This window comes from Acidithrix sp. C25 (genome assembly GCF_904848545.2).
The window spans coordinates 406,767-421,276 of sequence record NZ_CAJHCI020000001.1; the positions used below are offsets into that span (position 1 = coordinate 406,767).

Below are 14,510 nucleotides of genomic sequence, written 5' to 3' on the forward strand. Positions count from 1 at the left end.
CTGAAACCCCGTACTGTTCAATGGAATACTATCCATCTGTCGCTGGCAACAATGTTATGCTGCGCGGACAAGTTCGTGATGTAAAGCCAGGTATTTGGATTCCACAAAGGGTGCCTTGTGCGCAAATTAGGCTGAGGATATCTTAAATGGAATTTCATCCGGCGATTCAATGAGTCAGATAGCCAGATCCTTAGGTAGATCTCCTTCTACTGTTACAAGAGAGATAAAGGCTAATGGTGGGCGTGATTCGTCTCGAATCTGGCCAGCCCATCTCAAAGCCCATTTCGAAACATAGGGCAATACCAAGCAGTCTAAGGCGTCAAAACTCACCTACAAGGCCCGAGGTTTTAAAGTGACATTGTTTCCAGGTAACATCATGACTTGAGGAACTGTGGTCCCAGCGAGAGATCGCTAACCGGCTTCGAGTGGACTTTGTAGATAATGAGGTAATGCAAGTGAGCCACGAGACGATTTATAAGACCCTCTACATGCAGGGTCGTGGTGAACTTAGAAAATAAACTTGCTTCGTGGCAGATATCAGGAAAAACTAGGGTGTACCACAAGGGGACAACCCAAAAAGAGCGGTCCGATTGCTGATATGGTGATGATCTCTAGCCGTCCCGCAGAAGCAGACGATCGTGTTCTTCCTGGCCACTTCGAAAGGTGATCTAATCATTGGCAAGGCCGAAAAGGGTGCTGTTGGAACTCTAGTGGATCACTGCAGGTGCTTGTCTTGTTATTGCCTGTTCAAAATGACATCAGTGCAGTTGTGCTCGAGAGAGCTATGACCAAGGCGATCCAAACTCTTCCTTCTGGGTTGATTAAATCCATAGCTTGGGACCAAGGGTCGGAACTAGCCAGGCATAAAAACTTCTCTTTAGCTACCGGGATACCCGTATTCTTGCTTGATCCACATTCGCCTCGGCTAAGAGGGTCAATCAAGAACACCAACGGACTGTTACGTCAGTACTTGCCAAAGGGAACTGACTTGAAAAAGTACTCAGGCGATGACTTGAGAATGATACAAAGAAGTCTCAGTGCAAGGCCTAGAAAGACTCATGGCTATAGGATGCCGGAGGAGAGGCTAAGCGAACTCGTTGCCCGCTCTAGTTGAATTCGCCGACACCTATTAATGTCATGTAAAACATTTCCTTGGCTTAGTAGTGATGAATGGTTTCTAGAGCCCATGCATCCAGTGCCGAAGCGAATCCTAGGTGATCCATCCGTCATGTGAGAATCGTAACCAGAATATAAATGGGAGGATTTTCATGAAGGATGAAAATACGCACCAGATCGGACATCCTTGTGGCGAGGGGTCAGCTGGTTCGGTTACTGATAAACCTCTCGGTGGTGGCCAATGATAATAACCACAACTAGCAGGACTCCGTCATCGATTGTATAAAGGATCCGGTAGTCTCCAGCTTTGAGCCGATAACGTTCACGACCCCGAAGCTGCCGTGAGGCAGGGGGACGCGGATCTCGAGCGAGAAGCTCGATCACTCCCTGAATTCTAGGTTGAACAGAGTGGTCAATCTTTCGAAGTTCGCGAAGTGCCGCAGGCCTAAATTCAATTAGATACTTGCTCACAACCAGCCGAGATCTCGCTTTACTTGCTCCCAGGGGATATTGTTTTCCTCTTCAGCCAAAGCGATGTCAAACGCGGTAACATCATGAGACTCTTCGAGCGCTTCGAGCATTTCGTCGTATTGACTAGGGCTGATCACCACTGCCGCGCGCCGTCCGTAGAGTTCAAGTTCTACCGGCTCAGTTTGGGCAATCTCGACCACTTCCGAGAGTCTCTCGCGTGCTTTGCTTACAGATATTTTGACCATAAGAATATTGTACAAATTATCTATGATGGGCCGATGTCGGCTATCCAGACACTTAGGGCGAGTGGCAAATTCAGCATTGGTGATTATGACTCGGTCGCTTTTAGCTTTCAATTTCATCGAGACGGTTATCTACGATCAAGTCGGTTAATTTAGCATCCCTTATTTTGACTTTTAATTTAGCACTAGAAATGTCAACTAATCGTTGCACCTACCAGTTGAACCCAAGGTTATCGTTAGTTTCAGGGTTTTACAACCACAGAGGTGCGCTCCGGATGTGATGGCCATGGGGATGATTTATGGTAAAACCATTAAATCAAGGGCTTATTCGCAGTAGGGAAGTCGTTTGAGGTGCCGTATTGACGAACGTTCTCAGTATGGTAATAAATAACCAAGTGGAGATGTCCGCAGTGGATATCAAATGAATAGAAGGAAGGATCGGAGTCGGGTTGGGTTCGAATGGTTGCACCTAGTTTCAAGGGTATTTCCAGTGATCTGACGGATGTTTCATCTAAAACGGGAGTGCAAAGAAGAGCTTGGTTTTAGGGGAGGGAAGAATGAAAGTTAATAGAGCATTGATTGCTGGAATAGTGTTGTCCGGCAAAGCTATCGTCATAATTTTTACGGTGACTTTCCTGGCTTCACTCTACACGGGACTTGTATCCTGGAGCCTCCATTCCAAGTTTGCTGAGGAGCGTTCCCCGGTACTGATGTGACGCAGTGAAGGAGGTGAGCGAGGCTGAAGAGCAAAGAGTCGCGCCGCTCGTTACTCCTCTTCAAAGAGACGCCAGGTGGTGATCTGGGGGAACTAGTTTGGTCGCTGCATCAATCGTCGCTGAGGTATGGTTGCTAGTTAGCGTTTCACCTCATCTTTGGAGTTGGGAATTGGAGTCTGCATTTTAGCGAGGCTGAAATGAAAAAAAAGGGGGTGGATGCAAAGATAGGCTAAACGGGCCGTGTGCCGACTTTGTACGTCGCTGCGCCTGGTCCGCTTCAGGTACCGGTTCTTGAATGATAGAAAATGGAACTCCATTTCAGGCGATAGCGTCTTCGATTGATGATACGACATCGTTGGGATTTTCAACTTCTATTACCAGCCTGGTAAAATCTTCTTCGGCAAGCTCTATGACAACGGCTTTTGCAGGATTGTGTACCTCCCAAAAGACTTTTTCGCCTTTGTGGTAGAAAGTTCCCGCATATAGAAGTCCGGGAATAGAGGTGCCTGGAGCCCGAAGTCCTCTCGGCATGCTAAAAGCGCCGGGATCGGCGGTTACCCCACGAACATGATTGAGAGGAATGACGAGCTCGTTGCGCAGCGCCAGAACTTTGCCAATTCCTTTAACTTGCAAAATTAGATCGCCATCTTTGATTGACACTATGACCATTCCAACTCCTTATTGATTAATTGGCATATCAGCTCGAAGCACCAAGCGCGCGAACAGCATTTCTGCAGGGCTTTGCTGCTGGCATTTCGCCAGTACTTGTAGCGCTTGGACAATCAAACCTGCGACTTCCTTATCTGTACGAGCACGTTCCCACATCGCCACTATGAGCAGATCCTCAAGTAGTGATATGTCTGTGAGTAGGTCGCTACACAGCGAATGTACTTGCTCGGATAGACAAGCTCGAAACAGGCCAGCCTTGCTAGCAAAGGCTTGATAGATGCTTCCTCGTAGTAGACCAGTTCCTTCCACCAGCTGGTCAATTGAAGTGCCAGAATAGCCAAACTGTGCAAAGACTTGCGTGGCACCTAGTAGTACTTGTTCATTGTCAAATTCACGCTTACGGGCCATAGTTTTAATATACACCATTATTGAACGATCAGTCAAGAATTATCTATCGTATTTTAAATCATCGAGAATATGAGCATGAAATGGTTTCATCCTTGGCCCTTTGTCCATTAGCTCACAAAGGAGTAGGTCGCAGCGTTGAGTGGTAGACCGTGGTGGTTCCAATTAGTTTGTACGTGAGGGTATCCCTTGTGAAGGAGATTATTTTGAGTGTTCCTTTGACCTTCGGTCAGACGAGGACCTCGGTATTGTTGTGCAGGTCAGGTACTATGACACTAGTGGCAGGACTAATCACTTGGGTTTCGGTATTTATACATAGGTCAACTCCCTCCAAGGCGATTGCAGTATCGCTGCCTGCCGTAACGCCGATCAAAGTATTTCCGACCCAACCTTGCCATTGATTCTCCTTCTAAAACGGCGGGGTAAAAGCACTCGGAGTATTCTGCAAGGAGACTGGAACGATCTTGGCGACCTTAGGTCCGAAAGTTACGACACCCGCATACGACCCATTTGCATCTTTGAGGAACCCAGGAGTATTCGGTGAAACATAGGGTTTCCTTGGTGGCTTGGACCTTGCAAGGGCCACTTCTTCCTGTGGTAGATACCACGCGCATTCAACTTCTGATTAGGCTAGCCCGCAGGTGCTGCTTTGATGGTTACACCGTCGATACATAGTGTCCGGCTGGTTTATATAACTGACCGACTGGACAGTATTGCGGTGGTGACGTCACGTTAGGAAAGGTGACATTCTTAGGTGGGATCGCATGCAGAATTGTTGGAGTGGTACCCGAGGGGCGACCGGCAATGCGAAGAATATCCCAGTAGCAGCTAATAACACAACAAGTCCGGCGATAATGGTGGCGTCTCGAGCTCACCTCGAAGGTTGATTCGTTCGATAAGGCGCCTTTTCTGTAGTAAATAATTTTTGACGCTCTAAATATTGTTGCTGGTAACGAATATGGGGGACCCTGACAATCTCGCTCAGGATAGCGATGCCGTCGGTTAGTCTCCAATGCGGCTCGTGTCAAATCTAAGTTAGAAAATACGCGGTATTATTGCCATTCGCTAGCGACTGCTTAGCGCGTTCTACACATCTTCGTGAGGGGTCCTGCGGTGACGAGGGCTCTTGCTACAGGGGGCGGGGATCTAAGGCGGTAAATTGAAGCTCGTAGGACGCCGTCTCGCCCCTAACTTTGACATTATAACCAAAACCCGTTCCATTATTTGCCGGATAACCGACGATGAAGACCTTGGCGGAGATGAATCATCATGTTTGGGTCATGCTGCCATGGTCTAGTTTCTTCGAGTGTTTGGGCAGAGCGATTTTTGGAATGACGACTCACCGCTCAATCCAGACGAAAGGATTCTCGTCTCAATCCACTCTGATTCTTGAGATGTTCTTCGAATCCACCGTGCGGCGGATTTCACCTAGAAGGCAATTGTGCAATTTCTAATTCGACTCTTTCAGGTGGTATTTTTTGACTCAGAATGCAAGTACTATGCCTTGTTCGGCATTAAGTGCGGAGCTTAAAATCCAAAACGGGTAAAAATCCACTTATGTAATTGTCGCCTAGTAGGCATCAAAGAACTACCAGTTCATCGATAGATGTGGCGTTACTGTTACGATTATGTAGATCCTATGGAGATAGGCAGGGTCATTGGTTCGGTCCACTTCCTCTAAATGTCGCATATCCAGGCGTAGAGAGTCCCATCGCCACCCCAAGGACATGCCAGAAATTGGGCGATTGTTCAACCCAGCGGATCGCTCCGATGCCTTTAACCGACGCGCACCCTGTTGAGTCAATCGTCACTTTTGGGAATTCTCGGTCGCCGGCAAAGAATGCTAAACGATAGGTGATACCGAAGTCAGCAGGACAGTTGATAGAGCCACTTGGCATTTTTGGCAACGCGCAGAGCGCTCTGGCCACATTACGCACCAATATGGCATTAGATACAGCGACGTTGGTGGGAAACGAAAAGCGCATGTGATTCTGGGGAAAAGCGTCGCTACGGCGGACAGTCAGTCGGTCTAAGGCGGCAACAGACTGGCAAAGCGCTGAGGGAGATGCCAGCGGTCCTTGAGATGGAGATTGAGGAGTTCCTGTAGTTTTCGAATTGTTGCAAGCTGCGAGAAGTAACGGCCCAAAGAGCATTGTGATCTTCGCCAATTGAATTCTCCTTCGCCGGTTGTCTCTTCGACGCTCCAAGTCCATACCCTCCATTTGCCTCCTTAGTTCGATATCCCTCATGCAGATATGCCAGCTCACATTAATAGCGGCTCAATTAAATGGGAGCCTTCCAGTATTTCGTGGCGGTGTTTCTCATTTAGAATAGCAAGGAGATTTCACTTTATCACAAATTGCGACCTTTCTGTAGGTGGCTTATCCCAATTGGAATCAGTGGAAGTACTTCAAGACATACTGCCCTAAAGTGGGTTTAGGGCGTTAACTGTGGAAAGTTAACTTCTAAATCAGATTAATCCTCTGGTTTTGGTCCATAGAGATGAGGGTTGATTCGTCTAATGGCTCCTTGGGCGACTAGTCATAACCAGTTAGAGATCTTTAAAAGTCATTAGGTGGGTGTTTGGGTTCGCCAATGGCGAACCCAAACACCCACCTAAACATCGATCTCAACTGATGAATCTACGACTATTTGGGATTTGGCAAATCGCCGCCCTAATCCGATCTCGACCTTCTGCTCGTAGTGACATCTAAAGGAGTGACAGCCGAAGCAAACAACGCTTTTAACGTTCCGACTTTTGCCTCGATGCCATGCGCAACGGAATGCTCGATTCATTACGGATAAGCTTTTCTACGGTAAGAACATTGATTAAATTTTTGTCTTCAAGGCGGGAATCTAACTCGACTGCGGTGCCTATAGTGACGTGCGGCGGTATTCAGTTTTCGTAGTGGTAACGGGCCTGAAGTACCACTAGGTCGTCCCCATCAATTAGGTAAACCAGACCGATGCTCCTCGTCGATACGTCTCGACCAGCAACCTGCAAGAACGTGACGTAGTTGTTCGGGCTTGCCGATACCGGTCCCCGGATCTCTGAGAGCATCCTTGATTAGCCGGTTAATTCGATTGAGTATCGCCTTGTCCACTGATTGCCAATAGAGGTAATCGTCCCAACCGTTGGGGCTGAAACAGAGGCGCATCAGCTAAGTTCGTGCTCTCTTCGTTGTCCTTGGCGAGCTTGATTCAAGCTTTCGAGTAGACGCATCGCATTGGCTGGTACGCGTAGAAGAAACCCCGTCTCGGTCAATGCGTCATAGTCCGCCTTCGAGAGTAGAACGGCGTCACCTCGCATTGAGGTGATCTCAGTCGGTTTTCGATCATTGTTTACTTGTTCTATAAGCGGGAATAGGTTTTTGCGTGCATCACTAGCGGTTATAGCCATGCTGATGTCTCCTAAAAGTGGTACCACTTATTGTACCACTATGTTTGCATCATGTAGGTAGGTAGTACGTGTCAACCTAGAATTCAAAGCAATAACCTTGGCACTACTAGGCCAATTGAGTCGTGTTTCTCTTCTTGCAAGGCAACTATCTGTGCCCTTTGTCATTTTCACCGCCAAGCCGGTATCAGTGTCTAAGGTCGCACGTAAGTGCTCCAGGTATTGGAGAGTAGGTAGAACAAATAGGGTACCAGTCAGCCGATCTAGCTTTGGAGGGCAGATCAGATTGTTGGCTTTTCAGCGAGTAGATAAATTGAACCTATAGTCGCAGACACCTTGACGTTTTGCAACATGCCACTTCTAATGTTAATGGCCTGAGAGAGTTGAGACTCAGGGTAGGACGTAGTCGATATTGAAGTTTATATGAGCGTACATGCCCTTCCTAATTCGTAATTGAGGCCATCGGGCCAGAGGCTCAGGTAGATCCTCGAGGGTTTCGGCGGTGTGTGAAGGCAGCTGAGGAGCGGCTTGGTAAATATGAAGGCTACGGAGGATAATGAGCATATTGATCATTACGGGGTTGCAACTGTTTCCGCAGGAGAGTCATTCAGATAGGATCTATAGGTCCAGAGTTTTGCAAGCAGTGGGAACGAATAGCGCTAGCGCGTGCCGTGGCCATTGAGGTAATCAAATACCGGATGGAACAGGGTATCTTCCGGACCGAGCTAGGTCGAAAACTGGGAATGCATCAGCCTGCAATTTCTCGGTTCGAGGAGGGAGATCAAACTCCAAGTATTGACATGCTTAAACGGTTGTCAGAAAAGTTGGGAATTGACTAAGTGCTTATATTCATTCTGGTGAGTTGTTCGTAGAGTGTTCCACAAAGTCGACGGCTTAGGAGGTCAGTTTATGGCTTTACAGCCGGTGCAGCCTAGTGAATTGTCACAAGTGTGAACTGCATTTGGTAGCGCGATCCTCGGTGGGTTATTTGTTTTGGTTGGAGGTTGGATCCAGGGAGAAGGGACCAAAAACAGACAACAAGAGATGTATCCCAAAGGGCATCTCAAAGAATCTTAATGAGCCTGGCATAACTATAAGGTGTAATCGTTGAAGACGTGGTTTTGAATCAACTCGTTGGAATCAGATCATCATTTAACAATTTTTCTCTTACCACCACCTCCGAGGCTCCGTTTATTACGGAACTTAGGCTTATTGAGCGAATACATAACCATATTGAATTGATTTACTGCCTTATTTTACGAGCTGATCAAGGTAAGGGAGTTTTTGTCGATGTGGCACGCAAACATTCTGGGATGGTGACGGGGAGTCTTGAGGCTCATATTTGGAAAGATCAACTACCGATCTATAAAAAGCCTCCTTTGCGAAATACTGCCGAACTATGGGCTTGGGCGCGGGAAGTATAAGGGATTACGGAATAATAACTTGATCCACTGGCTCGCCTCAGATGATTCAAACGATGGCCAATCTTAGATCTCTCGATTTCTGTGATCAACCCTAAGCTACACTTCGTGGAGATTCCTCACATCAGTATTCCCTTCGATTCAGCGCGCGCCACCTCAGCTGGGAAGTCTCGCCAGCATGTCAGCCTCGGATCTGGCGAGGTTCTGGTTCACTAGGTCCATCGGCCGGTATCTTAAATACCAAAGTTAGCTACAGAATATCAAGGCGTGCGTACCCGTTGCAGAGCAGTAATAAAACCCAGTGATGCTACCCATTTTCGCAATATTATCTGCGGTTCGACTGCTCGGGCTAACTAGCAACGAGTAAGCATCAGCATAATCGAAGTAAACTTGCACTGATTGCCGCAACGCGTTATAGGTAGTAGACGGCTTGGAATCAACATTGCCAGGGTAATACCTTGGTGGTTGCGCGTTTCCTGATTAGTATTAGTTAGTCCTGATCATTTGTAGCTTTCGAAAAATAACGAGAGCGATTATCACGGGAAGCTAGAGAGCCATCAAAAGGTATGAGCCTTTTTGAACCGCGTAAAGGACGGCAAAGACCAAACCCAACGTTCCCATGGATGATAAAGTGAAATTCATATTGTCATGAAATCTCACCATGTCAATATCAGCTATTGATGCCAACCGTAATTCTCACCTCATTCCAACGAGTCCTCTATAACCGCTGTGGTTAATCTGGGTTTCGTGCTGTTATTCGTTGATAGGACCTCTCGGAACAATCCACTTGACAGTATCCAGCAGCCTGGACAATCTCGACGTTGATGACCGGACCATTTATGAAGCGTATCAGAGGACGTCGCATTTGGGGAAATAGCAGGTGCGCTGGGAGAGTGCAAAGACCAGTACTACTACCATAAGTATGATGGCGCGGTTCTAGAGCCACATGTGTGGCGTCTGATCTCACGGCTTGATATAGGCATTTAGCCCGATAATGACGGGTTTGCCGTCGATCATGGCGCTGGTGACCATGTTGCCATGCGAACTGGCCACCACCAGGGTCTTTCCTGAGGATGATGGTGTTGGTTCCTGAAGTTCGATTTCGATATACAGCTTGTTGTCTTTGATCGTGACTTCCATGGTTATTCCTTCATTGAGTCGGGCGTTGCCATTTTACTGCCATTGGCGCTAGAGGTGGTCGGGTGGTACAACAAGTCATGGGCTCTCAATTTCTCGCCCTTGCTTTTACACAGAGAATGGTTTCTGGTGCAAAGATATTAAGCAACGAATTCAACTGACTATTCCACAGCTTGGAGATCCGCGGCGCGATAGAGGGTGTGGAATTATCCATTTAGTCAATGGTCATCTGAACGTAACTTTTATTATTGCAATCGGTATTTGGTTCGATGGTCCGAGAATGACACCGAGACTACATGAAAATCCCTAGAACTCCTTGTTGAAGCTCGATCGGACACAAATTACAGCACGATCAAACGCAGCGATCTGAATAAGCGCCCTGAAGAATCTTTGGAACGACTAAGGCCTTATTGACTGCTCGAGCCTCCTTTGCATGGACCAGAGATAGAGTCTCTTATCGAAAAAGCATAAGATAATCAGGGCAAAGCGGCTAAGAGTTGATTGTGATCTTTTGTCGAGGACGAATTGAGATGCGATTGGAAGTCGGTGCCTGGCCATTTCCCATGACGCAATCTGGGTCTGGGTCGTCAATTTGTCCACCGGTATGGAACTTTGTTGCCATGCACCCACCATTGCATTGCGAATAGGCGCTGCAGGATTGACATGAACTAGGTCCATTGCTAGAGCGCAACGACGAAAAGAGCGGTGCGTCACTCCAAATCGCCTGGAATGAATTTTCCTTTATATTTCCAGCTTTAAAATCTGGGTGTATCGTAAATGGACACGCGTAGACATCGCCAATTGGGTCGATTAGACAGACTACCTTTCCGGCGCCACACATATTGAGGCCCTCAAGAGGATCGCCTAGCGGCGAGAGGTGGAAAAATGAATCGCCAGTTAAAACTTCGCGATGATTCATTAGCCACCCATACAGCTTTTGCTGTTGAGTCGTTGAGGGATTTAGCTCTTTGTAGCTTTGAGTGCCACGTCCTGAAGGACGAAGGCGTGTAAGTCTAAGGCCAGCACCAAAGCTATTTGCGAGGGCCAATATCTCGTCGAGGTGGTCCACGTTATAGGCGGTGGCGACCACTGAGATCTTGGGGTTTAAAAAGCCCGCGTCGGATAGGTTAGAAAGTGCTTCGAGCGCCTTGTCGAAGGACCCTCTACCTCTAATCGCATCGTTTACCTCAGAGGTGTGGCCATCGAGTGATATTTGTACGTCAACATAATTCATCGTGGCAAGGCGTTTAGCCGCTGCTGGGGTAAGGTAGTAGCCATTTGTGGAGAATTTGACGCCAATGTTAGAGTTTTGGGCGTATTCGATAATCTCGAAAAAGTCCCGTCTCATCATGGGCTCGCCGCCGCCGATATTGATATAAAAGATCGACATCTCTTGAAATTGGTCGATTAGCGACTTTGCCTGGTTTGTGTCTAATTCGCCAGGCGCTTTAGGCCCGGAGTCGCTAAGGCAGTGGCTGCAACTTAAATTACAGCCATAGGTCAGCTCCCAAGTTAGGCAGATCGGTGACGATAGTCCCTTAGATAGGATGTCGTTGAGAGCGCTGGCCATTTATTTTCTCCTAAAAATAGTTGCTCGCCATAACATAGTTGCTCGCCACAGTTACTCTAATTCTTCGCCTTTGGGAGCTGTGGCAATAGAGGCGAGAACGCCACGATGAATTAATGTATCAATCGTATTCAACACCGATGATCTGGCATAGCCTCTTTGACTAAGCTCATCGGCCATTTCATTTGTGTCCATACCCAGGGGTATTAGGCGAAGGAGTGGTATGACGATCGGTGATTTGGCTAAAAAGAGGTCTCGCTTTGCGAAACTGTAGAAGAGCGCTCCAAAAGACTCTTCTCGGTAGGCAAAGTCAGGAGATATGACGATATTCATTTAGGAAGATCCTACTTTTGGTTAACTCTTGTGGAGGATCGAAGCTCGAAAGCTAGTTAGTAGACACCGCACATTCCATCGATCGAGACTTCTTCGATAATTAGTTCTGCCTCAATGAGGTCGGTCTCATCGATATTGGTTGTTTTGGTCTCTAGTTCGTTTGGCAAGTTAGGTCCCTTTCCGATTCGTTCTGCTTTGTTTATTTTCGATCTTAGCCTCAATCCACCGAAATTGAACGACTATAGGCTAAAGGGACGCCACTAAGACTATATACCTAATTTACGCAGAATGATAGTGGACCATACAGAGTGGGTCAAAGCTTGTTTCAAAGGTTCGATGGCGCTCTCGCGCTTTGCTCAGTTGGATTTATTGGTGATGGCTAACCTTAGAAAATCCCACTCTGACTTCCTTGGTCGATGCTCCCTCTCTGGGAATTTATGGAGTCCGCAGTGGCCTATATGTTTGATTGACCCTCTGGTCGAGCATCAATTTTCTAATTTCCATAAGGACCATTTTGGCCCAGTCTCAAATAGAGCGGTTTACTCTTTGGTGACGTATTGCTGATCTTGCTGGATGGGTAATGCCTCTGGTCGGTTTAGTAAATTATCTTCCCGGCTTTGGCCAGATAGTAATTGATTCAGATTTATCGCTCAGTAAATGTGTAGGTCGTGTCGGGTTTTAAGAGCTCCAATCAAATGCCATTCAAATTGCATTTGCTACCTAACCTCCCGTGCTCACGTACTTCCAGGAGGATCCAGCTGCTTGGTCTTTGATCTCGATTTTGCTCTAAGCAATCTCCATTTTTGTAAGCACTTGTGTACGTTCTTTGCCCCTGGTAAGACTCGAACTCATCAGAGCTCTTATCTTCCAATGGCCACAAGGATCTTTGCTATCGGATAGGTCTCTGACTTAGCTGGCGTCAGGCCCGTAGTTAGGGGAGTTGTTTCATTCGAGATCTCACCGCCTTTGAGGTCAGGAGCCTCGTGAGAGGCGATGACTTAGGTGTGCGAGATATGCCTCAAGCGATTTTACTTAATTGACCTGGGACTAATTGAAACCGTGGAACTTGACAGTTGCTGTGATGGACGCGACCTTGATCACTTTAGATATCATGTGATTGCGCCGGAGATGTTCTCCTTCCGTAGCAGAATATCTACTTCCGGCAAAAAGTAGATCGGTGCCACAAGGAGGGATTTATTTCTACTATTGGGCTTGGTTGCCTGCCTGTTTGCTTGGTTCGTCTTGATGGTTATTAGACAGTTAACATCTTTGTCCTTGTAAAGTAAGCGCCCATTTTCTCTTTGTCCATCAACCAACCTCCATTAACCAACCTCCATTAACCAAGCCAATGGTTACAATAGCGACTAAGCGCGCAAAAGCTAGAGCAAGAACGTCCTGCAAGGGTTAACTTCGATCAATTGCCAGAATAACTGCTCGAACGACTCTGCGAGTAGATACTCGACTAGGGACTCGAGCAATTCGAGCAGTGGACTAAAGCCAGTGATCTCGTTTGAGCAGTGGCCCATCTTAATCTTGGGTGATGAGGGTTATATATTTACCACCCAAGATTAAGATCAACGAGCTAGGTTTTAGGTGGAATTAGACCTTGGCCTATTTTGCTTTCAAAGCTCTAACTAGGACAATTACAATGATAATGGATTCCCAGGATGCGATTCTTTGGTGTGTGCAAAGTTATTTTTCGAACGGCTAAGCACGGAGCAGGATCTTTCCTGTCGAAGCTCTAGAGAGAATCGCTCGATGAGCTAGTGCGGCTTCGCCTAGATCGTAGATTGATCCGATCGATAAATTTATAGATCCATCTTCTAGAAATTTTAGCCCTTCCTCCATTATGGGAGCTACCTGGTGTGGGCGATTTCGCCGCAAGTTACCAAAGCTGTATCCGCAAATACTTCTGGAGGTGGGGTGAAGTTCGTTCGAATAAGCGATACCCGGTGTTGAACTTGCCATTCCAAAGGCGACAATAGTCCCGAACGAATTTAAGATCTTTAGGTCGGCTCCGATGGTCTCTCCTGCAACTGAATTGAGACTGATATCGATGCCCTCAGGCGCAATTTTGCGGATTTCTTGCGGATAGTCATAGTCGTCGCCATATAGAACGCCAATAGCGCCTAGCTCTTCAACTACCGGTATCTTGGCTGGAGTTGAAACCAGTGCCAAGATCTTTGAAGCTCCCATTGCCCTAGCCATCTGGATTGCGGTGGTGCCAATTCCTCCTGCCCCAGCATGAATCAGAATTGAGTCCCCTGGAGCTAGAGTTGCAGCTTTGTGTACTAAGGCGTATGTGGTGCCAATTAAAAGAGGGGCAGCTCCGGCCTCTTCGTCACTTAGGTTACTTGGCGGTATAAAGAAGAGGCCATCGGTGGCGGTTGTGTATTGGCCATAGCCACCGCTGTCGCAAAAGGCCATTACTTTTTGACCTATGAGTGTTGGGCTCAATAGTGCTCCTACCTCGACAATGGTCCCATAGGTATCGATTCCAGGTGTAAAAGGCGGTGGTCCTCCTGGATAGTTGCCAGTGACCGCCATGATATCTGCAAAGTTGACCGATGAATAGATAGTTTTAATGAGGACTTGATTTTGTGAGATTGAAAGATTTGGTCGCTCCACAAGTTCCATATTCTCCGGAGCCCCAAAGTTGTTGACGACGATTGCTTGCATGATTGAAGTAAAACTCTACTTTCCTAAAGGGTTGACATGGTGGATTGCCTTAGTGGGTTGGCCCCTATGGAGCTAACTCTATCCTATTTAATGTCTAAGGGCCTTTGAGCTATTTGAATTGCAATGATCTTCGAATTTTACCGATGAGCAACGAAGTTTTCCCGATCCGCCACGCCAAAGCAACAATTGCGCATCGACGAGGTTAAAGCGACAAAATTGCACCTCTGCCTCTGCTTCTGCCGGATCTTGTGAGACGAAATCGAACATTGTGGATTTGGCACTAAGTGAGACGATAGATCTCAAGGTTGTGGAGTACTTGTTTTATTGACACTTCATGTACTTCTTTGGACAATTATG

At 47.1% G+C, this 14,510-nt stretch carries 17 protein-coding genes and 1 pseudogene; 5 read left to right on the forward strand and 13 right to left on the reverse strand.

Going from position 1 to position 14,510, the window contains the following annotated elements:
* Positions 1–139 precede the first annotated feature (139 nt).
* Both ACIDITHRIX25_RS88345 and ACIDITHRIX25_RS88350 read left to right on the forward strand, forming a co-directional pair.
* Positions 140–295 carry a helix-turn-helix domain-containing protein gene (locus ACIDITHRIX25_RS88345; protein ID WP_349632143.1) on the forward strand — a complete coding sequence of 52 codons (156 nt, stop codon included), beginning with the start codon at positions 140–142 and terminating at the stop codon, positions 293–295.
* Between the two features lie 429 nt (positions 296–724).
* On the forward strand, positions 725–1,114 hold the full coding sequence (locus ACIDITHRIX25_RS88350) for an IS30 family transposase (protein WP_502756197.1): 390 nt from the start codon (positions 725–727) through the stop codon (positions 1,112–1,114).
* A gap of 215 nt (positions 1,115–1,329) precedes the next feature.
* On the opposite strand, the gene ACIDITHRIX25_RS88355 is transcribed toward ACIDITHRIX25_RS88350, so the two are convergent.
* Together ACIDITHRIX25_RS88355 and ACIDITHRIX25_RS88360 are read right to left on the reverse strand one after the other, a co-directional pair.
* A complete protein-coding gene (locus ACIDITHRIX25_RS88355) occupies positions 1,330–1,587 on the reverse strand; it encodes a type II toxin-antitoxin system RelE family toxin (RefSeq protein ID WP_201732385.1) in 258 nt (85 codons plus the stop codon).
* Positions 1,584–1,832, reverse strand: a complete 249-nt coding sequence (locus ACIDITHRIX25_RS88360) for a type II toxin-antitoxin system prevent-host-death family antitoxin (protein ID WP_052607135.1) — start codon at positions 1,830–1,832, stop codon at positions 1,584–1,586. Before ACIDITHRIX25_RS88360 ends, ACIDITHRIX25_RS88355 begins: the two co-directional genes overlap by 4 nt.
* 554 nt (positions 1,833–2,386) lie before the next feature.
* Between ACIDITHRIX25_RS88360 and ACIDITHRIX25_RS88365 the strand changes: the two genes are divergently transcribed.
* On the forward strand, positions 2,387–2,545 hold the full coding sequence (locus tag ACIDITHRIX25_RS88365) for a hypothetical protein (RefSeq protein ID WP_201732386.1): 159 nt from the start codon (positions 2,387–2,389) through the stop codon (positions 2,543–2,545).
* Positions 2,546–2,863: 318 nt separating this feature from the next.
* On the opposite strand, the gene ACIDITHRIX25_RS88370 is transcribed toward ACIDITHRIX25_RS88365, so the two are convergent.
* From ACIDITHRIX25_RS88370 to ACIDITHRIX25_RS88395, 6 genes and pseudogenes are all read right to left on the reverse strand, one after another.
* Positions 2,864–3,214 carry a hypothetical protein gene (locus tag ACIDITHRIX25_RS88370; RefSeq protein ID WP_052607132.1) on the reverse strand — a complete coding sequence of 117 codons (351 nt, stop codon included), beginning with the start codon at positions 3,212–3,214 and terminating at the stop codon, positions 2,864–2,866.
* Between the two features lie 9 nt (positions 3,215–3,223).
* Positions 3,224–3,622 (reverse strand): TetR/AcrR family transcriptional regulator, encoded by a 399-nt coding sequence (locus ACIDITHRIX25_RS88375; RefSeq protein WP_160291926.1) that lies wholly within the window; start codon positions 3,620–3,622, stop codon positions 3,224–3,226.
* Positions 3,623–4,028: 406 nt separating this feature from the next.
* Complete coding sequence (locus ACIDITHRIX25_RS88380) at positions 4,029–4,205, reverse strand: hypothetical protein (RefSeq protein WP_160291927.1); 177 nt, start codon at positions 4,203–4,205, stop codon at positions 4,029–4,031.
* Positions 4,206–5,274: 1,069 nt separating this feature from the next.
* Positions 5,275–5,841: a hypothetical protein gene (locus ACIDITHRIX25_RS88385; protein ID WP_201732388.1), complete on the reverse strand. Its 567-nt coding sequence runs from the start codon at positions 5,839–5,841 to the stop codon at positions 5,275–5,277.
* A gap of 674 nt (positions 5,842–6,515) precedes the next feature.
* Positions 6,516–6,777 (reverse strand): annotated as a pseudogene (locus ACIDITHRIX25_RS88390) (Txe/YoeB family addiction module toxin).
* Positions 6,777–7,019: a type II toxin-antitoxin system Phd/YefM family antitoxin gene (locus ACIDITHRIX25_RS88395; protein ID WP_201732389.1), complete on the reverse strand. Its 243-nt coding sequence runs from the start codon at positions 7,017–7,019 to the stop codon at positions 6,777–6,779. Before ACIDITHRIX25_RS88395 ends, ACIDITHRIX25_RS88390 begins: the two are co-directional and overlap by 1 nt.
* A 695-nt stretch (positions 7,020–7,714) precedes the next feature.
* Between ACIDITHRIX25_RS88395 and ACIDITHRIX25_RS88400 the strand changes: the two genes are divergently transcribed.
* Together ACIDITHRIX25_RS88400 and ACIDITHRIX25_RS88405 are read left to right on the forward strand one after the other, a co-directional pair.
* Positions 7,715–7,855: a helix-turn-helix domain-containing protein gene (locus ACIDITHRIX25_RS88400; protein WP_502756206.1), complete on the forward strand. Its 141-nt coding sequence runs from the start codon at positions 7,715–7,717 to the stop codon at positions 7,853–7,855.
* A 276-nt stretch (positions 7,856–8,131) separates the two neighbouring features.
* The gene (locus tag ACIDITHRIX25_RS88405) at positions 8,132–8,440 is read left to right on the forward strand and encodes a hypothetical protein (RefSeq protein WP_052606851.1); all 309 of its coding nucleotides are present in this window, start codon (positions 8,132–8,134) and stop codon (positions 8,438–8,440) included.
* 960 nt (positions 8,441–9,400) lie between these two features.
* On the opposite strand, the gene ACIDITHRIX25_RS88410 is transcribed toward ACIDITHRIX25_RS88405, so the two are convergent.
* The 5 genes from ACIDITHRIX25_RS88410 to ACIDITHRIX25_RS88430 all read right to left on the reverse strand — a co-directional run bounded on the left by ACIDITHRIX25_RS88410 (position 9,401) and on the right by ACIDITHRIX25_RS88430 (position 14,153).
* Positions 9,401–9,583, reverse strand: coding sequence for a hypothetical protein (locus ACIDITHRIX25_RS88410; protein ID WP_052606850.1), 183 nt, complete (start codon positions 9,581–9,583; stop codon positions 9,401–9,403).
* A 481-nt stretch (positions 9,584–10,064) separates the two neighbouring features.
* Entirely contained in the window at positions 10,065–11,144 is a 1,080-nt protein-coding gene (mftC, locus tag ACIDITHRIX25_RS88415; RefSeq protein ID WP_201732391.1) for a mycofactocin radical SAM maturase, read from the reverse strand.
* Between the two features lie 51 nt (positions 11,145–11,195).
* Positions 11,196–11,474 (reverse strand): mycofactocin biosynthesis chaperone MftB, encoded by a 279-nt coding sequence (mftB, locus tag ACIDITHRIX25_RS88420; protein WP_052606848.1) that lies wholly within the window; start codon positions 11,472–11,474, stop codon positions 11,196–11,198.
* A gap of 56 nt (positions 11,475–11,530) precedes the next feature.
* The gene (mftA, locus tag ACIDITHRIX25_RS88425) at positions 11,531–11,608 is read right to left on the reverse strand and encodes a mycofactocin precursor MftA (protein WP_349632144.1); all 78 of its coding nucleotides are present in this window, start codon (positions 11,606–11,608) and stop codon (positions 11,531–11,533) included.
* 1,573 nt (positions 11,609–13,181) lie between these two features.
* On the reverse strand, positions 13,182–14,153 hold the full coding sequence (locus ACIDITHRIX25_RS88430) for a quinone oxidoreductase family protein (protein ID WP_201732392.1): 972 nt from the start codon (positions 14,151–14,153) through the stop codon (positions 13,182–13,184).
* Positions 14,154–14,510: the final 357 nt, after the last annotated feature.